The sequence below is a fragment of the Geodermatophilus telluris genome (assembly GCF_900102745.1).
Lineage (GTDB): Bacteria > Actinomycetota > Actinomycetes > Mycobacteriales > Geodermatophilaceae > Geodermatophilus > Geodermatophilus telluris.
Genome location: NZ_FMZF01000002.1, coordinates 267,354 through 286,263 on the forward strand (window position 1 = coordinate 267,354; position 18,910 = coordinate 286,263).

The 18,910-nt window shown below is 76.0% G+C and carries 18 protein-coding genes; 10 read left to right on the plus strand and 8 right to left on the minus strand.

Annotated features, from left to right (window positions below):
• The first annotated feature begins 53 nt into the window (after nucleotides 1-53).
• The 4 genes from BLQ97_RS06430 to BLQ97_RS06445 are packed head-to-tail and all read left to right on the plus strand — an operon-like array spanning nucleotide 54 to nucleotide 4,228.
• Nucleotides 54-1,058, plus strand: a complete 1,005-nt coding sequence (locus tag BLQ97_RS06430; RefSeq protein ID WP_091364389.1) for an ABC transporter permease — start codon at nucleotides 54-56, stop codon at nucleotides 1,056-1,058.
• Nucleotides 1,059-1,086: 28 nt separating this feature from the next.
• On the plus strand, nucleotides 1,087-2,028 hold the full coding sequence (locus BLQ97_RS06435) for an ABC transporter permease (RefSeq protein WP_091364391.1): 942 nt from the start codon (nucleotides 1,087-1,089) through the stop codon (nucleotides 2,026-2,028).
• Between the two features lie 5 nt (nucleotides 2,029-2,033).
• Nucleotides 2,034-3,104, plus strand: a complete 1,071-nt coding sequence (locus tag BLQ97_RS06440) for an ABC transporter ATP-binding protein (RefSeq protein ID WP_245691917.1) — start codon at nucleotides 2,034-2,036, stop codon at nucleotides 3,102-3,104.
• Complete coding sequence (locus BLQ97_RS06445) at nucleotides 3,101-4,228, plus strand: ABC transporter ATP-binding protein (protein WP_091364393.1); 1,128 nt, start codon at nucleotides 3,101-3,103, stop codon at nucleotides 4,226-4,228. The genes BLQ97_RS06440 and BLQ97_RS06445 overlap by 4 nt, the downstream gene beginning before the upstream one ends.
• Here the strand turns inward: BLQ97_RS06445 and BLQ97_RS06450 are convergent.
• Both BLQ97_RS06450 and BLQ97_RS06455 read right to left on the minus strand, forming a co-directional pair.
• On the minus strand, nucleotides 4,225-4,584 hold the full coding sequence (locus BLQ97_RS06450; protein WP_091364395.1) for a Rieske (2Fe-2S) protein: 360 nt from the start codon (nucleotides 4,582-4,584) through the stop codon (nucleotides 4,225-4,227). The genes BLQ97_RS06445 and BLQ97_RS06450 overlap by 4 nt on opposite strands.
• Before the next feature lie 147 nt (nucleotides 4,585-4,731).
• Nucleotides 4,732-5,187, minus strand: coding sequence for a hypothetical protein (locus BLQ97_RS06455; protein ID WP_091364397.1), 456 nt, complete (start codon nucleotides 5,185-5,187; stop codon nucleotides 4,732-4,734).
• A 580-nt stretch (nucleotides 5,188-5,767) separates the two neighbouring features.
• Between BLQ97_RS06455 and BLQ97_RS23810 the strand changes: the two genes are divergently transcribed.
• The 3 genes from BLQ97_RS23810 to BLQ97_RS06465 all read left to right on the plus strand — a co-directional run bounded on the left by BLQ97_RS23810 (nucleotide 5,768) and on the right by BLQ97_RS06465 (nucleotide 9,102).
• Nucleotides 5,768-6,073 carry a hypothetical protein gene (locus BLQ97_RS23810; RefSeq protein WP_245691919.1) on the plus strand — a complete coding sequence of 102 codons (306 nt, stop codon included), beginning with the start codon at nucleotides 5,768-5,770 and terminating at the stop codon, nucleotides 6,071-6,073.
• Between the two features lie 133 nt (nucleotides 6,074-6,206).
• Nucleotides 6,207-8,261 carry a TPM domain-containing protein gene (locus BLQ97_RS06460; RefSeq protein ID WP_245691920.1) on the plus strand — a complete coding sequence of 685 codons (2,055 nt, stop codon included), beginning with the start codon at nucleotides 6,207-6,209 and terminating at the stop codon, nucleotides 8,259-8,261.
• 94 nt (nucleotides 8,262-8,355) lie between these two features.
• Nucleotides 8,356-9,102 carry a VOC family protein gene (locus BLQ97_RS06465; RefSeq protein WP_091364400.1) on the plus strand — a complete coding sequence of 249 codons (747 nt, stop codon included), beginning with the start codon at nucleotides 8,356-8,358 and terminating at the stop codon, nucleotides 9,100-9,102.
• A gap of 27 nt (nucleotides 9,103-9,129) precedes the next feature.
• Here BLQ97_RS06465 and BLQ97_RS06470 read toward each other — a convergent pair whose 3' ends face one another.
• The 4 genes from BLQ97_RS06470 to BLQ97_RS06485 form a co-directional block, all read right to left on the minus strand.
• A complete protein-coding gene (locus tag BLQ97_RS06470) occupies nucleotides 9,130-9,558 on the minus strand; it encodes a PPOX class F420-dependent oxidoreductase (protein WP_091364402.1) in 429 nt (142 codons plus the stop codon).
• On the minus strand, nucleotides 9,555-10,523 hold the full coding sequence (locus BLQ97_RS06475; RefSeq protein ID WP_091364404.1) for a pirin family protein: 969 nt from the start codon (nucleotides 10,521-10,523) through the stop codon (nucleotides 9,555-9,557). The genes BLQ97_RS06470 and BLQ97_RS06475 overlap by 4 nt, the downstream gene beginning before the upstream one ends.
• Before the next feature lie 27 nt (nucleotides 10,524-10,550).
• Nucleotides 10,551-11,462, minus strand: a complete 912-nt coding sequence (locus BLQ97_RS06480) for a DUF5996 family protein (RefSeq protein WP_091364406.1) — start codon at nucleotides 11,460-11,462, stop codon at nucleotides 10,551-10,553.
• 82 nt (nucleotides 11,463-11,544) lie between these two features.
• Nucleotides 11,545-12,534, minus strand: coding sequence for a pirin family protein (locus BLQ97_RS06485; RefSeq protein ID WP_091364408.1), 990 nt, complete (start codon nucleotides 12,532-12,534; stop codon nucleotides 11,545-11,547).
• Between the two features lie 109 nt (nucleotides 12,535-12,643).
• On the opposite strand from BLQ97_RS06485, the gene BLQ97_RS06490 reads away from it, so the two are divergent.
• Both BLQ97_RS06490 and BLQ97_RS06495 read left to right on the plus strand, forming a co-directional pair.
• On the plus strand, nucleotides 12,644-13,681 hold the full coding sequence (locus tag BLQ97_RS06490; RefSeq protein ID WP_245691922.1) for a methylenetetrahydrofolate reductase C-terminal domain-containing protein: 1,038 nt from the start codon (nucleotides 12,644-12,646) through the stop codon (nucleotides 13,679-13,681).
• A complete protein-coding gene (locus BLQ97_RS06495) occupies nucleotides 13,678-14,442 on the plus strand; it encodes a class I SAM-dependent methyltransferase (RefSeq protein ID WP_245691923.1) in 765 nt (254 codons plus the stop codon). Before BLQ97_RS06490 ends, BLQ97_RS06495 begins: the two co-directional genes overlap by 4 nt.
• A 16-nt stretch (nucleotides 14,443-14,458) precedes the next feature.
• Here BLQ97_RS06495 and BLQ97_RS06500 read toward each other — a convergent pair whose 3' ends face one another.
• On the minus strand, nucleotides 14,459-16,012 hold the full coding sequence (locus BLQ97_RS06500) for a Mur ligase family protein (RefSeq protein ID WP_091364409.1): 1,554 nt from the start codon (nucleotides 16,010-16,012) through the stop codon (nucleotides 14,459-14,461).
• A 100-nt stretch (nucleotides 16,013-16,112) separates the two neighbouring features.
• Nucleotides 16,113-16,889, minus strand: coding sequence for a hypothetical protein (locus BLQ97_RS06505; protein WP_091364411.1), 777 nt, complete (start codon nucleotides 16,887-16,889; stop codon nucleotides 16,113-16,115).
• A gap of 177 nt (nucleotides 16,890-17,066) precedes the next feature.
• Here BLQ97_RS06505 and BLQ97_RS06510 point away from each other — a divergent pair, with 177 nt between their 5' ends.
• Nucleotides 17,067-18,875, plus strand: a complete 1,809-nt coding sequence (locus BLQ97_RS06510; RefSeq protein WP_091364413.1) for an ABC-F family ATP-binding cassette domain-containing protein — start codon at nucleotides 17,067-17,069, stop codon at nucleotides 18,873-18,875.
• The last annotated feature ends 35 nt before the right edge of the window (nucleotides 18,876-18,910 follow it).

Sequence of the window (18,910 nt, forward strand, 5' to 3'; positions counted from 1 at the left end):
GACTGCCCCGGCGCGGCCGGCCCGTTCCCGGCCCGGAGAGGTGACCCGAGGACGTGCTCCGCTTCGTCGTCCGGCGGCTCCTGCAGCTGATCCCGATCCTGCTGGGGCTGTCGGTGCTGCTCTTCGCCTGGCTGCGGGCGCTGCCCGGCGGCCCGGCCCAGGCCGCTCTCGGTGAGCGCGCCACCCCCGAGGCCATCGCCCGCTACAACGAGCTGTTCGGCCTGGACCAGCCGCTCTACGTGCAGTACCTGCGCTTCCTCGGCCGCGCCGTCCAGCTGGACTTCGGCAACTCCGCGCGCACCGGCCGCCCGGTCACCCAGGAGTTCCTCGAGCGGATGCCCGGCACGATCGAGCTGACCCTGTTCGCCATGGTCTTCGCCATCGGCGTCGGCATCCCGCTGGGCTACCTGGCCGCGCGCCGGCACGGCAGCTGGCTGGACTCCGCGTCGGTCATCGGTTCGCTGCTGGGTGTGGCCATCCCGGTCTTCTTCCTGGCCTACCTGCTGCGCCTGCTGTTCGCCGTCGAGCTCGGGTGGCTGCCCGGCTCCGGCCGCCAGGAGGTGCGCATCGACGCCACCCGGATCACCAACTTCTACGTCCTCGACGGTCTGCTCACCCGCGAGTGGGACGCCGCCTGGGACGCCTTCACGCACCTCGTGCTGCCCGGGATCGCGCTGGGCACCATCCCGCTGGCGATCATCGTCCGGATCACGCGGGCCTCGGTCCTCGACGTGGTCAACGAGGACTACGTCCGGACGGCGAACGCGAAGGGCCTGTCGACGTCGACCGTCCGCCGCCGGCACGTCATCCGCAACGCCCTGCTGCCGGTCGCGACGACGATCGGCCTGCAGACCGGCCTGCTGCTGTCGGGTGCGGTGCTCACCGAGTCGGTGTTCGCCTTCGGCGGCGTCGGCTCGGCGATCTTCGACGCGATCTTCGCCCGGGACTTCGCCGTCCTGCAGGGCTTCATCCTCATCCTGGCGGTGGTCTACGTCCTGGTGAACCTGCTGGTCGACATCTCCTACGGCCTGCTCGACCCGAGGGTGAGGGTCCGATGAGCTCACGTGGCGGACGGGGGCAGGGCCGGTGACCGCGGTCGGCGACGTGCGCCGGCGGCGCATCGACGAGCTGGCCGCGCGCGCGGGCCAGGTCCCCGAGGGCGAGGGTGGCGTCTCGCTCACCAAGAGCGCCTTCCGGCGGCTGCGGCGCAACCCGGTGGCGATCACGGGCGCGGTCATCGTGGTCGTGTTCCTGGTGGTGGCCGCGTTCGCCCCGCTGCTGGCCCCCCGCGACCCGCTGGCGCAGACACTGCTCGGCGAGATCCGGCCCGGCTTCATCCCCGGGGCCCAGGAGGGCTTCCCGCTGGGTGCCGACGAGCTGGGCCGCGACCTGCTGTCCCGGCTGATCGTCGGCTCCCGTCAGTCGCTGCTGATCGGCGTGGTGTCCACCCTGCTCGGGGTCGTCGTCGGCATGGCGCTGGGTGTCCTGGCCGGGGCCTTCGGCGGCTGGGTGGACACCGTCGTCATGCGCTTCATCGACATCATCCTGTCCATCCCGAGCCTGCTGATGGCGATCAGCATCTCGGTGCTCCTGGGCCAGAACCAGTGGTCGCTGGTGATCGCCATCGCGGTCACCCAGGTGCCGGTCTTCGCCCGGCTGCTGCGCGGCTCGATGCTCGCCCAGCGCGGCAGCGACTACGTGCTGGCCTCCCAGGCCCTCGGCATCAAGCGCAGCCGGATCGTGTTCGGCCACGTCCTGCCGAACTCCCTGTCCCCGCTGATCGTGCAGGCGACGCTCTCCCTGGCGACGGCGATCATCGAGGCCGCCGCGCTGTCGTTCCTCGGCCTCGGCGATCCCGACCTCGCCCGGCCCGAGTGGGGCGCGATGCTGTCCAACGCACAGGACTTCCTGTCCGTGCGGCCGGAGCTGGCGATCTACCCCGCGCTCTGCATCATCGTCGTCGCGCTGGGCTTCACGCTGCTCGGCGAGTCGCTGCGCGAGGCGCTCGACCCGAAGTTCCGGAGGTGACCCGCGTGATCGTCGAGGACGTGCCGCCGGACAGCGTCGACCGCAGCGGCCTGCCGGTGCTGGAGGTCGACGAGCTCACCGTGACCTTCCGCCGCCGGGGCGAGCAGCCGACCCGCGCCGTCGACGGGGTCAGCTTCGCCGTGGCGCCGGGGGAGACCGTCGGGCTGGTGGGGGAGTCCGGCTGCGGCAAGTCGGTCACCTCGCTGGCCGTCATGGGGCTGCTGGCCCGCCGCGGCGTGGAGGTCGGCGGCTCGGTGCGGCTCGACGGCCGCGAGCTCGTCGGGGCGCCGGACCGGACGCTGCGGGAGCTGCGCGGCGCGGACATGGCGATGGTGTTCCAGGACCCGCTGTCCTCGCTGAACCCGACGGTGCCGATCGGCACCCAGGTCACCGAGGTCCTGCTCGAGCACCGCGACCTCTCGCGCAAGGAGGCCACCGCGCAGGCGACCGACCTGCTCGACCGCGTCGGCATCCCCGACCCGGCCCGCCGGCTCAAGGAGTACCCGCACCAGCTCTCCGGCGGCATGCGGCAGCGGGCGCTGATCGCCATGGCGCTGGCCTGCCGGCCGCGGCTGCTCATCGCCGACGAGCCGACGACGGCCCTCGACGTGACCATCCAGGCGCAGATCCTCGAGCTGCTGCGGGAGCTGGTCGTCGACTCCGGGACGGCGCTGGTGATGATCACCCACGACCTCGGTGTGGTCGCCGGGCTGTGCGACCGGGTGCACGTCATGTACTCCGGGCGGATCATCGAGTCGGCCGACCGCCACGAGCTCTTCGCCCGGCCGCGCCAGCCCTACACCGGCGGGTTGCTCGCCTCGGTGCCCCGCCTCGACGGCGCGCGGGGTGCGCCGCTGCACCCCATCCGCGGGTCCGCGCGGGACGTGATCCCGTGGGCCGAGGGCTGCGCGTTCGCGCCGCGCTGCGACCACGCGCAGGACGACTGCCTCACCGAGGTGGCCGGCAGCACCGTCCCGCTGGAGTACGACGGCCCCGGCCGCGAGCTGCGCTGCCGCCACCCGATCGAGTACCCGAGGTCCCCCAGCGGGGCCACTGCCGCCGGAGCCGCCCGATGACCGCCGACCCGCTGCTGCGCGTCGAGGGCCTGCAGGTCCACTTCCCGATCAAGCGGGGCGTGTTCGTCGACCGGACGGTCGGACACGTGCGCGCCGTGGACGGGGTCGACCTCACCGTCGAGCGGGGGTCGACCTACGGCCTGGTCGGCGAGTCCGGCTGCGGGAAGTCGACGCTGGGTCGGGCGGTGCTGCGGCTGGTCGAGCCCACCGCTGGACAGGTGTGGTTCGACGGCACCGACGTCGCCTCGCTGTCCGGCGAGCCGCTGCGGCAGATGCGCCGGCGCATGCAGATGGTCTTCCAGGACCCGCTGGGCAGCCTCGACCCGCGGCAGGACGTCGAGTCGCTGCTCTCCGAGCCGCTGCACGCCCACGGCCTCGGCGGCGGCAAGGCCGGGATCGCCCAGCAGGTGCGCACGCTGCTCGACGCCGTCGGCCTGCCCAGCGCAGCGCTGCGCCGCTACCCGCACGAGTTCTCCGGCGGGCAGCGCCAGCGCATCGGCATCGCGCGGGCGGTCGCGCTCGAGCCCGACCTGCTCATCGCCGACGAGCCGGTGTCCGCCCTCGACGTCAGCGTCCAGGCGCAGGTGCTCAACCTGCTCGAGGAGCTGCAGGAGCGGCTCGGGCTGACCTACCTCGTCATCGCGCACGACCTCGCCGTCGTCCGGCACATCAGCGACGTCGTCGGCGTCATGTACCTCGGGTCGCTGGTGGAGCAGGCGCCGGCCGACGACCTCTACGCCGAGCCGCTGCACCCCTACACCCGGGCGTTGATGAGCGCCGTCCCGGTGCCCGACCCCGTCGTGGAGGAGAACCGGGAGCGGATCCTGCTGGCCGGCGACCTGCCCTCACCGGCGAACCCGCCGAGCGGCTGCCGGTTCCACACCCGCTGCCCCTGGCGGCAGGAGACCCGGTGCGACGACGAGGTCCCCGTGCTGCGCGAGCTCGGCACCGGGCACCTGGTCAGCTGTCACTGGGCCGAGGAGATCCGCGACGGCGCCCTCACGCCGCGCAGCGCGGAGGAGGTCGCCGCCACGATGGGCGTCTCCGTCCGGGCGACCGGCGCGGAGAACCCCGAGTCCGACGCGCTGGTGCAGGGCCTCGACGCCCCCATCGAGCGCCGCTAGCCCTCCACCACGACGTCGTCGCCGCGGCGCAGGGCCCGGCGGACCCGCAGCTTGAGCACCCGGGCGTAGCCGCGGACGAACTGGGTGTAGCCCGGGGTGGGGCCGTGGTAGCCGAGGAAGCCGCGTGGGCCCTCCACCATCTCGCCGGTGCGGACGTCGTAGCGGGCGCCGTGCCACGGGCAGACCAGGCAGCCGTGGGCGTCGAGGCTGCCCTCCGACATGTCGGCCAGCTGGTGCCGGCAGCGGCGGGAGACGGCGAAGTACTCGCCGTCGCGGTTGCCGACCGCCCAGGAGCCCGCCCGGCGCACCGCCCCGGGGGGCAGCTGGCTGGCGGGGATGCGGTCGTCGTCGCTCACGGGTCCTCCTCGGGGCCGGATCTGGGCTGACCGTCCCCTACCCGGTCGTGCGCGTCCTACCCGGCCGCGCGGAGGAGCGCCGGTGGAGGGGATCCGGGTGCGGGACCGTGGATCCCCTCCACCGGTCGGGAGTGACCGTGCGTCTCGCTACCGGCAGGGGAAGCTGTTGCTCTGCGACAGCTCGGTCGAGCGACCGTCGATCGTGAAGAGCCCCCGCACCGTCACCGTGTACCGAGCGCCGTGCACGCACGACTCGTTGTAGAAGGTGGAGCGCGACGACCCTGCCGGGACCCCCAGGGTCGCCTGGTACTTCCAGGCGAAGTCCCCGCCGCCACCGCCCGAACCGTCCGGGTAGGTGACGCTCACCCTGACCCACCTCGAGATGGCGACGGTCTTGTACGACGCGCAGCCGTACACGCGGAACTCGACGTTCCACCGGTCCGGATCGTGGGAGGACTGGTGCGGGTAGTTCACCTGGACCCGGCAGCCCTGGAGCCCTGTCTCGGCCGCGCTGGCACTCGGGGCCACGGCGATCGGCGCGAGCACGAGGAACAGCGTCGCGACGACGCTCGCGAGAAGTGATGGACGACGCACGGAGTACACCCTTCGACGGGGACAAATGCACACGAGCGCCAGGAGTCTGCGATGAGTGGTGCGTCGAAGATCTGGCCGGGCCATTACTACTCGTGGTCGACACGTGCCGTCAAGGAGTGCGACAACGCCCCGCAGCCGCCTGGTGAGAATGGTCAGAGGAATGGTGAGAGGCGCGCACGGGCACCGCGCCGAGGCATTTCCGCGACCTGCGGGACCCGCAGTGGTCGCGCACGCCGATCCTGCGCGAGGGATTCCTACGGGCGCCCGCGACCTGCTGTCAAGACGGGCACCGGCGTGGTTCCGGGACACGCCGGTCCGGGCCGGCCGAGGAGTCCGGTGCGCGCGGATCCGGCCGTCGACGCCTCGTCGACCTGCGGCGTCCTGGTAGCTGGGCCGTCGACTCGAGTTCCGGGGTCCCGGGGGTCGGGCGGGGGCCGGGTCCGGCGGCCCGGTCGGCCTGCGGTGCGCAACGGGTCGTCCTCGTGATCCCGCCGAGGTGCCGGAATCGGTCGTGCGCCATTCTCGTGGCGTTCGCGATCGGTGCAGAAGTCGTGTCCGCGGGGTGGTGAAGGCCTCTAGGATGTTGCCCATGGATCCGCTGCCGGACCTCCGGGAATTCGACGTGCACCCATTTCCCCTGAGAGTGGCGGTGCACTGGGTGGAAGACGGTCTGCAGGTCGAGCTCGTGGTCGTCACCGCGGCGGATGGTTCGGGTTATTCGTCGGTGCCCATCACCTCGCACACCGTTCCGTACGCCGCCGACCGTGGCTCCGAGCGATCCGTCGACGTGGGTGCCGCCGTGGAGGAGTCGCTCGCGGTGTTCGCCCACAGGCTCGCGCGGGCCGTCGGTGGCGAGGGCGGCAGCGGCAGCGGCAGCGGACCGGGGAGACCCTGAGCGGTCGGTGCGCAGGCCCCCACGGCCGGCGTCGAGGTCGTCGGGACGCCCGCCCCGGCCCGCTCTCCGGGGGTCGAGGGCGGAGGAGTCGCCTAGGGTCGCCTTCGTCCCCGCGTCCCGACCGGAGGTTCCCGTGCGCCGGTTCACCCTGGTCGTCGGTGTGCTGGCGGTCCTCGTCCTGCTCGCCCCCCCGGCGTCCGCCGTCCCGCCCTTCGACGTGCCGGGCCAGGTCACCGACCAGAGCGGTGTCGGGTTGGACGAGGCTCGGGTGCAGGACGCGCTGGACGAGCTGCGCGAGGCCACGGGGACCCAGTTGTTCGTCGTCTTCACCGAGTCCTTCGACGGGCTCGACGGCGACAGCTGGACCGAGGAGGCGGCGCGGCTGTCCGGGCTCGGTGGCAGCGACGTCATGTTCGCCGTCGCCACGGAGGGTCGGTACGGCTTCTCGGTCGACGAGTCCCGGTACACGCGTGCCGGGGTGCAGACCATGGCCGAGAGCCGCGTCGAGCCGTTGCTGGCCGACCGGGACTGGACCGCGGCGACCGTCGCGTTCGCCGAGGGTCTGCAGGGTCTCGCAGCGGACACCGGCGCCGGTGCCGGGACCGGCGGCGGGGGAGGTGGTGGCTCGGCCCTGGTCGTCGTGGGGCTGCTCGCGGTCGGCCTGCTCGTGCTGGTGCTCGTCGCCCGGGCCCGCAGTCGGCGCCGTGCGCTGGAGCCCCCGCCGGTGACCCGACTGCAGCGGCCCGACCCGTACGCCGGCGTCCCCACCGAGGAGCTGCAGGGCCGGGCGAGCGCCGCGCTGCTCGAGCTCGACGAGGCGGTGACGACCTCGCAGCTGGACCTCGACTTCGCCAGGCTGCAGTACGGCGAGGCCGCCGTCGCCGGGTTCGGGGAGGCGCTGGCGCAGTCACGGCAGGAGCTCACCCGGGCGTTCACGCTGCGCCAGCAGCTCGACGACGAGATCCCGGAGGACGAGCCGACGCGGCGGGCGATGGTCACCGAGATCCTCCAGCTGACCGCCGCGGCCGACGAGCGGCTCGACGCCCAGGCCGAGGCCTTCGCCCAGCTGCGCGACCTCGAGCGCACCGCGCCGCAGGTGCTCGAGGGGCTGGCACCGCGGATCACCGCACTGCACGGCCGGCTGCCGCAGGACGAGCAGCGGGCGGCCCGGCTGCAGCGCCGCTACGCCGCCTCGGCGGTGGCGCCGGTGGCCGCCAACCTCGACCAGGCCCGCGCCCGGCTGGCCGCCGCCGAGCAGGAGGTCGCCGAGGCCCGCGCCGCGCTGGACGCCGGCCGGCCGGGCGAGGCGGTGGGTGACCTGCGGGCCGCGGAGGACGCGATCGCCCAGGTGGGCACGCTGCTCGACGCCGTCGGCCGGCTCGAGCGCGACCTGGAGGCGGCCACCGCGCGCCTGCCGCAGGTGCGCGCCGGGACCGAGGAGGACCTCGCCGAGGCCCGGGCGCTGGCCGCGTCCGGCGACGCCGGCGGCCTGCGGCCGCAGATCGCCCGCGCGGAGGCCGCCCTGACCGGCGCCGACGAGGCGATGGGCACCGGCGGCGGCGCCCTCCCCGACCCGCTGGCCGCGCTGCGCCGGCTGGAGGAGGCCGGCCTCGCGCTGGAGCAGGCGCTCGCCGTGGCCCGCGACGCGCAGACCCGCGCGCGGCGGGCCGCGGCCGCGCTCGACCAGACGCTGCTGCGGGCGCGCTCCACCGTGGCCGCGGCGGCCGACTTCGTCGCCACCCGCCGGGGTGCGGTCGGGCCCGAGGCGCGCACCCGGCTCGCCGAGGCCCAGCGCCACCTCGACGTCGCCGCCGGTGCCGGCCGCAGCGACCCCGAGGGCGCGCTGCGCGAGGCCCAGCTGGCCGACCAGCTGGCCCAGCAGGCGCTGCAGCTCGCGCAGGACGACGTCGCGACCTGGTCCAGCGGATACGGCGGCGGGTACGGGGGTGGCGGGTACGGCGGCGGCTTCGGGCCGGGGTACGCGCCGGGGTACGGCGGCCGCGGCGGCGTGGACCTCGGCAGCCTGGTGCTCGGCGGCATCCTGGCCGGCGGGATGCGCGGCGGCATCAGCGGCGGGAGCCGCGGTGGCGGCTTCGGTGGCGGCTTCGGCGGTGGCGCCGGCGGCGGCCGTCCCCGGGGTGGCGGGTTCGGCGGTTCACGCAGGCGATCCGGCGGCGGCCGCTTCTGACCCCTGCACTCTCGCGGACTCGCGCGCGGCGGGGCGGTGGGACTGTCGGCTCCGAGTGGCACGGTGACCTCCCCCGACACCCGAGGAGGCGACGATGCCCACCCGTGACACCCCCTGGCCCGACGGCACGCCCTGCTGGATCGACTACGGCGCCCACGACGTCGCCGCGGCCAAGACCTTCTACGGCGACCTGCTGGGCTGGGACTGGACGGAGGACAGCCCCGAGTTCGGCGGCTACGTCAACGCGCTCAGGAACGGCCGCCAGGCCGCCGGCCTCGGCCCGCTGATGGAGCCGGGCGCCTCCCCGTCGTGGACGACGTACTTCGCCGCCGCCGACGCCGCCGCCACGTGCGACCGCATCCGGGCGGCCGGCGGCACCGTCGTCGTCGAGCCGATGGAGGTCGGCCCGATGGGCACGATGGTCGTGGCCCGCGACCCGCAGGGGAACCAGTTCGGCCTGTGGCAGGCCGGCACGCACACCGGCGTGCAGGTGCACAACGAGCCCGGCGCGCTGGCGTGGAACGAGGCCGCGGTCGACGACCCCGCCGCCGCGCGCGAGTTCTACGCCACGGTCTTCGGCTTCCGCTACGCCGAGGTCCCCGGCGCCGAGGGGTACACCACCTTCGCGCTCGGCGACCGCCCGGTCGGCGGGCTCGGCGGCACCAGCCCCGGGGCGGCGAAGGGGTGGGCCACCTGCTTCTCCGTCGCCTCCGCCGACGACACCGTCGCCGCGGTCGAGGCCGCCGGGGGAACGGTCACGATGGCGCCGATGGACACCGAGTTCGGCCGCTTCGCCGTCGTCACCGACCCGTGGGGTGCCTCCTTCGAGGTCATGCAGTAGGAGGACCCCGTCGGCCGTCCCGGCGGGTCAGGAGCGCAGCTGCCCGTAGGTGTGCTCCGGGGTGAACCGGACGACGAGGCGCCGGTCGGCCACCATCGCCGACCGGTAATCCTCCCAGTCCTCGTGCTCCCCGGAGACACCGCGGTAGTAGGCGACGAGCTCGTCGGCCGCGGCGTCGTGCGGGTCGGCGGCCACCGGGGTGAGCTCCGCGGTGCCCTCGACGGCCACCCACGACCAGAAGTCCGGCGAGGACACGTGCAGGGTCACCCGCGGGTCGGCCTGCAGGTTGCGCGTCTTGGCCCGGTCGGCGGTCACCGACACCCGGAACAGCCGCTGCGCCGGGTCGTAGGCGTAGCCGACGTTGGACAGCTGCGGCCGGCCGTCGCGCTTGACGGTGGCCAGCACGCCCCAGCGGTGCTCGGCGAGGAAGGCCAGGTGCCGGTCGTCGGCGCTCACCGGACCCGCCCCCGGGCCCGCAGCGGCACCGACGGCAGCGCCGGCGCGAGCTGGCGGTCGCCCTCGTAGCCCTCGACGACGCCGAAGCGTGCGTCCTCGGCGTTCCACTGCTCGGCGTAGGCGGTGATCTCCTCGCCCGAGCGGCCGACGAAGTTCCACCACATGACCAGCTGCTCCTCGAAGGGCTCGCCGCCGAGCAGCAGCAGTCTCGCGGCCGCCTCGGTCCGGATCCGCACCGACCGGCGGCCGGTGCCGAGGTAGACCATCGCGCCGTGGGCCAGCGGCGCGCCCTCGACGTCGGCCCCGCCGGAGGCGCCGAGCAGGGCGTGCTCGAAGTCCGGCTCCAGCGGCAGCTCGACGTCGGCGCCGGCGGCGAGGTCGAGGTCGACGCCGAGGATCGGGGTGTGCGCCGTCGCCGGCGACGTCGCCCCGCCGAGGTCCCCCATCAGCACGGTGGCGGTGACGCCGTCGGAGGTGAAGCCCGGCAGCGCGGCGTGGTGCTCGAAGGCCGGCGCGGTGTCGCGCGCGGAGCCGGGCAGCGCCACCCACAGCTGCGCGCCGTGCAGGTAGCGCGGGTGCGGCACCGGCGACTGCTCGGAGTGTGCGATGCCGTGGCCGGCGGTCATCAGCGCCAGCTCCCCCGGGCCGAAGGTGACGTCGCTGCCCAGCGAGTCGCGGTGGTGCACCCTGCCCTGCAGCAGCCAGGACACCGTCTGCAGTCCGGTGTGCGGGTGCGGCGGGACCTGCATGCCGGGGCCGCCGGCGACGTCGTCGGGGCCGTAGTGGTCGACGAAGGCCCAGGCGCCGACCATCCGCCGTCCCAGCGTGGGCAGCAGGCGGCGGACCATCGTGCCCTCCCCCAGGGGCACCTGCTTGCCGGGCAGCAGGTCGAGGGCGGGGCCCGCGGCGGTGTCGGCCAGGCCGCCCACCTCGCGCGGGCTGGGGCGGGGTTCGGTGGTGCTCACGGTGGGGGCCTCCGGGCGGTGGGCGGGTCAGCGGGGTTCGGGCGCGGTGGGGCAGCGCAGCGCGGCGAGGTCCCAGCCGGCCCGGCGGGCGCCGGCGGTGTAGGCGCTCTCCAGGAAGTCCAGGACGGTGGCGCGCGGGTCGGCCGCCGTCCGCACGTCCTCGTAGGGCAGCAGCGCGAGGTGGGCGCCCCGGCTCTCGATCCAGCGGGCCGCGGCCGGCCGGAGCGGCTCCTCGGCCAGGCCCGCCGGCTCGGGGGCGGTGTAGGAGTAGAACGCGGGCTCGGGGACCTGGGCGTCGCCGAACCAGAACCCCGCGCTGATCACCTCGTGCGAGTAGGCCTCGCGGGTGACCGGGTCGACCGCCTCCGGCTGCGTCACCCGCTTGTCGGAGAAGCGGGTGACGGCGAGGTCGAAGGTGTGCCAGAAGTGGTGCACCGGGCTGGTCTTGGCGTAGCTGCGGCCGGCGAACTCCTCGAGCACCTGGGCCACCTGGCCGAGCACCACCCAGTAGCGGGTCACCGCGGCGCGGTCGTAGGCGCCGTGCTGCTCGTCCTCGGCGAACGGCGTGCGGTCGGCCAGGTCGAACGGCACGGGCTGCTCGACGGTCGCCGGCAGGCCGAGCGCCGACAGGCTGCCGAGCAGCTGGCGGTGGAACGCCGCCACGCTGAGGCCGGGCAGCGGGAAGGACGTCCGCCGTCCGTCGGCCACGGTGACCTCCAGCCGGTGGTCGACCAGGTCGAGGTCGACGGCGAAGACGGGGTCGAAGCCCATCGGTCGGGTGGTCAGGCCCCGGCCGGTGAGGTGGAACGGGACGTGCCACCAGTGGTTGCGCCGCGGCGCGTTGGCCAGCCGCAGCTTGCCGACGACCTGCAGGAACCGGTGCAGGGTCTCCTTGGTGTCGGACCACTCGGCCAGCGGGACGGGCGGGAAGACGGGCACGGGGTCTCCTGGCGTCGGGAGGGCGTCGCGGCCAGCATGCAGCCCCCGGCGGCGGCGCGGAAGCCGCCGCCGGGGACCGGGCTCACTGACCGGTCTCGCCGCGGACCGTGTCGTGGGGCACCCGGAGTGCGGGGACGCTGCCCAGGCGGCCGGCCCGGAAGTCGTCGAAGGCGTCGACGACCTCCTGCCGGGTGTTCATCACGAACGGCCCGTACATCGCGATCGGCTCCCGGATCGGCCGCCCGCCCAGGACGACGACGTCGAGCGCGGGCGTCCGCGACTCCTGGTGCACCGCGCCGCGCACCGTCACGGTGTCGCCGGGGCCGAGGACGGCGAGCTGCCCGGTGCGCACGGGCGCGGCGTCGATGCCGACCGACCCGGCGCCGGAGAGCACGTAGACCAGCGCGTTGAACGAGGGGTCCCAGGGCAGGTCGAGCGTCGCACCGGGGGAGACGGTGGCGTGCACCATCGCCATCGGCGTGTAGGTCGAGCCCGGCCCGCGGTGCCCGGCGACGTCGCCGGCGATCACCCGCAGGAAGGCGCCGGCGTCGGCGCTGGCCAGCAGCACCGACGCGTCGGCGCGCAGGTCCTGGTAGCGCGGCTCCACCCACTTCTGCGCGCGCGGCAGGTTCACCCACAGCTGCAGGCCGTGGAACAGCCCGCCGCTGGCCACCAGGTGCTCCGGCGGCCGCTCGATGTGCAGCACGCCGCCGCCGGCGGTCATCCACTGCGTGTCGCCGTTGCTGATCGTGCCGCCCCCGCCGTGGGAGTCGGCGTGCTCGAAGGTGCCGTCGATGATGTAGGTGACGGTCTCGAAGCCGCGGTGCGGGTGCCAGGAGGTGCCCTTCGGCTCGCCCGGCGCGTACTCCACCTCGCCCATCTGGTCCATGTGGAGGAACGGGTCGAGGTCGCGCAGGTCGACGCCGGCGAAGGCGCGGCGCACCGGGAAGCCCTCGCCCTCGAAGCCCGACGGCGCGGTGGTCACCGAGCGGGTGCGACGCCGGACGGTGCGCGGCGCGGGCAGCGGCACGCGGGGGAGGGTGGTGGTGTCCTCGACGGTCACGGCAGGCATGGCCGGCCTCCTCTGTTGAGAGCTCAACTAGTGGGGACCGTAGCACCGGAGCGGCCCCCTGTGTTCCCGGCGCGGTTTGCCGCGCCGGCGATCCGGTCAGGCACCGGCCGTGGACGCCGCCCACCGCCGGACCGGCTGCCCGAAGCGGATGGTCTTCGGGCCCTGCGGCGGCGTCCGCGACGAGGGTCGCTGCGAGGTCGCCGAGCACGCCTGCGTGTTCCTCGACGACCCCGCCCCGCCCTGGACCGCCCCGATGCCGGCGCTCGCCCCACCGCGACCGGGCAGCCTGCTCGACCGCGCCCGCACCCGGCCGGTGGTGCTCACCGACCTGACCGTGACGCCCTACGACCCCACCTCCCTCCGGCGGGTGGTGGAGGTGCTCGCCCCGGTCTCCGACGGGCTGCTGGTCGGCGAGCACGCCAACCGGCCCGACTTCCCGCCGACGTTCGTCGCCGCCGAGGTGCTCGACGCCGGCGGACGGCCGTGGACGACGCTCGCCTGCCGCGACCGCAACCGCGTCGTCCTCGAGCAGGAGCTGGCGGGGCTGGCCGCCGTCGGTGTCGACGGCGTCCTGTGCGTGACCGGGGACGCGCGCGGCCCGGGCGTCCGCCCCGGCGTGACCCAGGTCTTCGACCTCGACGGCACCCGGCTGGCGGCGCTGGCGGCGGCCGCCGGGCTGACCGTCGCCGTCCCCGAGTCCCCCGCCACCCCGCCGGTGCCCCGTCGCCCGGCCCGGGTGGCGGACAAGCAGCGGGCGGGTGCCCAGGTGTGCGTCCTCAACCACGTCCGCACGCCGGCCGAGGTCGCGGTCTTCGTCGCGGCGGCGCGGCGGGCCGGGGCCACGCTGCCGTTCGTGGCCGCGGTCGCCGTCTACACCGACGAGCGCTCGGCGCGGGTGCTCCAGCGCTTCCCCGGCCTGCACGTCGACGACGCCGCCGTCGAGCAGGTGCTCGCCGCACCCGACCCCCGGGCGGCCGGCATCGCGGTCGCGGTCGCGGAGGCGCGGGCCCTGCTGACCGTCCCGGGGGTGGTCGGGGTCAACCTGTCCGGCCTGGCGTCGGACGGCGGCGAGGACGCCGGCGCGCGGGTGAAGGCGGAGGTCGCCGCCGCGATCGGGGAGGCCGGGGAGATCGGGGAGGTCGGGTGAGCGAGCTGGAGAGCGAGGCGATGGAGGCCGAGTTCGGCACCGTCGCCGGCTGGACCGAGGAGGCCGTGCGGGCCCTCGGTGCCGAGCACGCGGTCCCGGCCGGGTGCCGGGGCACCGGCAGCGAGGCGGCGCTGCGCTGGCTCGCCGACCGGCTGGCGCTGACCCCGGGCAGCCGGGTGCTCGACGACGGCGCCGGCGTCGGCGGCCCCGCCGGGTGGCTGGCGGCCGACCGCGGCGTCCGCCCCGTCTGCGCCGAGCCGATGCACGCCGCGGCGGGCGCGGCCCACCGGCTCTTCGGCCTGCCGTCGGTCACCGCGCTCGCGCAGCGGCTGCCCTTCGCCGACGCCGCGTTCGACGCGGCCTGGTGCCTCGGCGTGCTGTGCACGACGTCGGACAAGGCCGGCGCGCTGGCCGAGCTCCGGCGCGTGCTGACCGACGGCGGCCGGCTGGGCCTGCTGGTGTTCGTCGCCGACCGCCCGCTGCCGCCGCCGCTGCCCGAGGGCAACGACTTCCCGGCCGAGGCGGAGCTGCGGCAGCTCCTGGACGCGGCCGGGCTGCGGCTGGACGAGACCGCCACCGCCGACCTGCACGACAGCCCGCCGGAGTGGGCCGCGCGCGCCGACGCGGTGGACGCCGAGGTGGCCCGCCGGCACGGGGGCGACCGGCGGTGGCGGGAGGCGCAGGAGCAGGCCGGGCGGGTGGGCCGGTTGCTCTCCGGCGGCGCGCTGCGGCCGTGGCTCGGGGTCGCCCGGGTGGGCTGACCCGGGCGCCGGACGGTCACGAGGCCCGGTCGGCCAGGGCGTCGAGGTCGTCGGGGTCGTCGTCCGCGGCGGCGGGCGGCCCGTGCTCGGCGATGAGCGCGAGGTTCGCCACCTCGGCGTCGTCGAGGTGGACGGCGTCGAGCGGGTCGGTCGTGTCGAGCACCCGCGTCTCGTGCCCGCGGCCGACGACGAGCACCACGTCGGCACGGCCGGCCGCGCGCACCGCGGCGAGGATGGCGGCCCGCCGGTCGAGGACCGTGCGCACCGCGGCCGGTGCGCCGAGCAGGCCGACCCGCAGCTCGGCCACGATCGCGGCCGGGTCCTCACCGTGGCTGCCCTCGTTGGTCAGCCACACGACGTCGGCCGCACGGGCCGACGCGCCGAGGCCCTGCCGCTTGTAGCGGTCCCGCCGGCCGCGGGCGCCGAGCACCAGGTGCACCCGCCCGCCGGGCCGGCAGAGGTCGCGGGCCGTGGCGATGGCCGCGGCGAGGGCCTGCGGGGTGTGCGCGTAGTCGACGACGACCAGCGGTCGCCCGGCGCCGCCGAGCACGGTGTTGCGGCCCCGCGGCGGCGCCACCGCGGCCAGCCCGGCGGCGATCTGCGGCGCCGGCACCCCCAGCACCCGGCCGGTGGCCCACGCGGCGGCCAGGTTGGTCACGTGCACCCGGCCCACGAGCGGGCTGCGCACCCGGTGGCCGCCGGTGTCGTCGGCCAGCAGCACCTCGGTGCCCCCGACGCCGGTGCGCCACCCGAGCACCCGGACGTCGGCGTCCCCGGCGGCACCCACCCGCGTCACCGGCACCGGCGCCTGGTCGGCCAGCCGCCGCCCCCACGGGTCGTCGACGACGACCACGCCGGCCGACGTCCGGTCCCGCTCGAACAGTCGCGCCTTGCTGGCCCAGTACTGCTCGACGGTGCCGTGGTGGTCGAGGTGGTCCTCCTCGAAGCCGGTGAAGACGGCGACGTCGAAGGCCAGCGCGTCGATGCGGCCCATGTCGAGCGCGATCGAGGAGGCCTCCACCACTGCCTGCAGGGCGCCGGCGTCGAGCATCCAGCGCAGCAGCTCGTGCAGCTCCGGGGCCTCGGGCGTGGTCAGCGACGTGCCGCGCGAGCGCCGGCCGACCGTGGCGCCGAGCGTGCCGACCACCCCGGTGCGGGCACCTGCGGCCTCCAGCACGCCGCGGACCAGCGTGCTCGTCGTCGTCTTGCCGTTGCTGCCGGTCACGCCCACCAGCCGCAGTGCGCGGGCCGGGTCGCCGGCCAGCAGGGCACCGAGGGGGCCGAGCTGGGCGCGCACCGAGGGCACCCGCAGGTGGGGGACGTCCGGGGCGACCGGCCGGTCGACCAGCAGCGCGGCCGCGCCGGCCCGCACGGCCGCCGCGGCGTGGCGGTGCCCGTCGCTGGTGGCGCCACGGACGCAGGCGAACAGCGCGCCGGGGACGACGCGGCGCGAGTCGGTGACCAGGCCGCGGACGGTCAGGCCGGCGTCGCCACCGGTGCGCGTGACGGGGCCGCCGGCGGCGGCGCGGGCACGGCGGTCCACCTCCGACCAGGGGACCGCGGGCAGCACCGGGCCGACGCTAGGCGCGCCCCGGAGCCGGCGCCGATCGGGACGGCACGATCCGGTGGCGCGCCGCCCATCCCCCCGCCCGCGGTGACCCGTCGGTCACTCAGCGCAGCAGCCGGGCGACGCCGGTCGGGCCCTCGTCGGCCTGCTCGGGCGGGAGGACCTCGGTGCGCTCGGCCAGCCGGGGCCGCCACGCCGCGGGGGCCGACGCCAGCCAGCCGGCGCCGGCGTCGGTGAGCCGGCCGTCGGAGCGCAGCGGCGCCCACCCGCGCAGCGAGCGCAGCCCCTCGGCGGCGGTGACCAGGGTCCGGGCCACCCCGCGGCCGCGGTAGACCGGTGCCACGGTCACCGCGTCGACCAGCCCGGAGCGGGTCCACCAGCGGACCTCGCCGATCCGGTCGGCCGGGCGGACGCCGGCGGCGGCCAGCTCGTGCGGGCCGACCAGCGCGCCCGGCGGGAAGGCCGTGCCGCGGTGCGCCAGCAGCGACGTCGCGGGCAGGGCGCTCGAGGCGTGGTGCACCTCGGCGAACCACATCGGCGGGCACCGCTCCGCCAGCTCCTCGGCCACCTCGATGCGGGTCACCCGGCCGTCGGCGGCCCGGTGGCGGACGTCGACCAGCCAGCCGGTGGGGCGGCGGCCGCGGGCGTCGACCGCGGTCATGTCCACCGGGGTCCCGTCGGGGAAGCGGTCGGAGTTGACCGCCACGAGCGAGTACTCGACCGGGCCGGGGCCGCGGCGCAGCAGCCGCGCCCACCACAGCGTCCCCGTCGGGGGGCGGGGGGCGGGCAGCGGCGGGACCGCCCGCAGGCGGGGTCCGGCCGGCGCCGCGACCGCCGTGTCCTGAGCTGCCGTGTCGTGGGCCGCTGCCGTGGTGCTCATCGGGTCCTCCGCTCCTCCGCCCCCGTGGTGCCGGGGAGTGCTGCCCTCGACTCTCCGGGCGGGCCTTGCGGTCCTCTTGCGGTCCGCTAGCGCTCCGGCGGAGGTGCCCGTCCCGCCTCCTGACGGAGGCGGGACGGGCGCCGGTGATACTGGGACCCTCATGACCCGGACCCGGCGGTGAGCGCCCCGCTGAACCTGCTCAACCTCGAGCGGGTCACCAAGGCCCACGGCACGACCGTGCTGCTCGACGACGTCTCCCTGGGCGTCGCGGCCGGCGAGCGGATCGGCGTCGTCGGCCGCAACGGCAGCGGCAAGTCCACGCTGCTCGGCGTCCTCACCGGCCGCGAGGATCCCGACTCCGGCCGGGTCACCCGGCGCGGCGACCTCGCCGTCGGCGTCCTCGACCAGTCCGGCACCCTGCCGCCGGGTGCGACCGTCCGCGACGTCGTCCTGCCCGCGTCGCTGTTCGCCGCCGAGCACGAGTGGGCCGCCGACGCCGCCGTCCGCAGCGTGCTGACCGGCCTGGAGCTCGACCGGCTGGGCCTGGACTCACCCGTCGCCCCGATGTCGGGCGGCGAGCGGCGGCGGGTCGCGCTGGCCGCCCAGCTCGTCCGCCCGCTGGACCTGCTGGTCCTCGACGAGCCGACCAACCACCTCGACGTCGAGGGGGTGGCCTGGCTGGCCGACTACGTGCGCAACCGGGTGGGCGCCCTGGTGGTGGTCACCCACGACCGCTGGTTCCTCGACGAGGTGTGCACGCAGACGTGGGAGGTCGCCGACGGCGCCGTGCACGCCTACGACGGCGGCTACGCGGCCTACACCCTGGCGCGCGCCGAGCGGGCCCGGATCGCGGCGGTGACCGAGGAGCGGCGGCTCAACCTGGTCCGCAAGGAGCTGGCCTGGCTGCGCCGCGGCCCGCCGGCGCGCACCAGCAAGCCGCGCTTCCGCATCGAGGCGGCCGAGGCGCTCATCGCCGACGAGCCGCCGCCGCGCGAGACCATGGCGCTCAAGGGCTTCGCGGCCCGCCGGCTGGGCCGCACCGTCTACGACGTGGAGGACGTCGACGTCGCCGTCCCCACCGACGACGGCCCGCGGCCCCTCTTCGACGACCTCACCTGGCACGTGGGACCGGGGGACCGGATCGGCGTGGTCGGCGTCAACGGCGCCGGCAAGACGACGCTGCTGCGGCTGCTGGTGGGCGAGGTCGAGCCGCGGGCGGGGCGGGTGGTGCGCGGGCAGACGGTCGCGCCGGCGTACCTGTCGCAGCACGTCACCGAGCTGCCGGCGCGGCTGCGGGTGCTCGAGGCGGTGCAGGAGATCGCGCGGGTGGCGCGGATCGGCGGGCAGGAGATCTCGGCGTCGTCCCTGGCCGAGCGGTTCGGGTTCCCGGCGTCGCGGCAGTGGACGCCGGTCGGTGACCTCTCCGGCGGCGAGCGGCGGCGGCTGCAGCTGCTGCGGCTGCTCATGGCCGAGCCCAACGTGCTGCTGCTCGACGAGCCGACCAACGACCTCGACATCGACACGCTCACCCAGCTCGAGGACCTGCTCGACTCCTTCCCCGGCACCGTGCTGGTGGTCAGCCACGACCGGTACTTCGTCGACCGGGTGTGCGACTCGGTGGTGGCGCTGATGGGCGACGGCTCGCTGGCCGCGCTGCCCGGCGGGGTGGAGGAGTACCTCGACCGCCGGGCCGCGGGCGAGGCCGCGCTGCCCTCGGCGGCCACCGGGCCGGCCCCGGCCGCCGCGCCCGCGCCCGCCGGGCCCTCGGCGGCCGAGGTGCGGGCCGCCCGCAAGGAGGCCGCCCGCCTGGAGCGGCGGCTGGAGAAGCTCGGTGCCGAGGAGGAGCGGCTGCACGCCGACCTCGCCGCCGCGGCCACCGACCACGCGCGCGTGCTGGAGCTCGACGGCCGGCTGCGGGCGCTGCTGGCCGAGAAGGAGCAGGTGGAGACCGACTGGCTGGCCGCCGCGGAGCTCGCCGAGGGGTGATCCCCTCCTACCGCACCGCAGCGCGTCCTACCCGA

What these genes read in the sequence shown, in the direction of transcription:
- BLQ97_RS06445 (WP_091364393.1), top strand. Translation starts at nt 3,101, where the DNA reads ATGACCGCCGACCCGCTGCTGCGCGTCGAGGGCCTGCAGGTCCACTTC.
- BLQ97_RS23810 (WP_245691919.1), top strand. Translation starts at nt 5,768, where the DNA reads ATGGATCCGCTGCCGGACCTCCGGGAATTCGACGTGCACCCATTTCCC.
- BLQ97_RS06465 (WP_091364400.1), top strand. Translation starts at nt 8,356, where the DNA reads ATGCCCACCCGTGACACCCCCTGGCCCGACGGCACGCCCTGCTGGATC.
- BLQ97_RS06485 (WP_091364408.1), bottom strand. Translation starts at nt 12,534, where the DNA reads ATGCCTGCCGTGACCGTCGAGGACACCACCACCCTCCCCCGCGTGCCG.
- BLQ97_RS06505 (WP_091364411.1), bottom strand. Translation starts at nt 16,889, where the DNA reads ATGAGCACCACGGCAGCGGCCCACGACACGGCAGCTCAGGACACGGCG.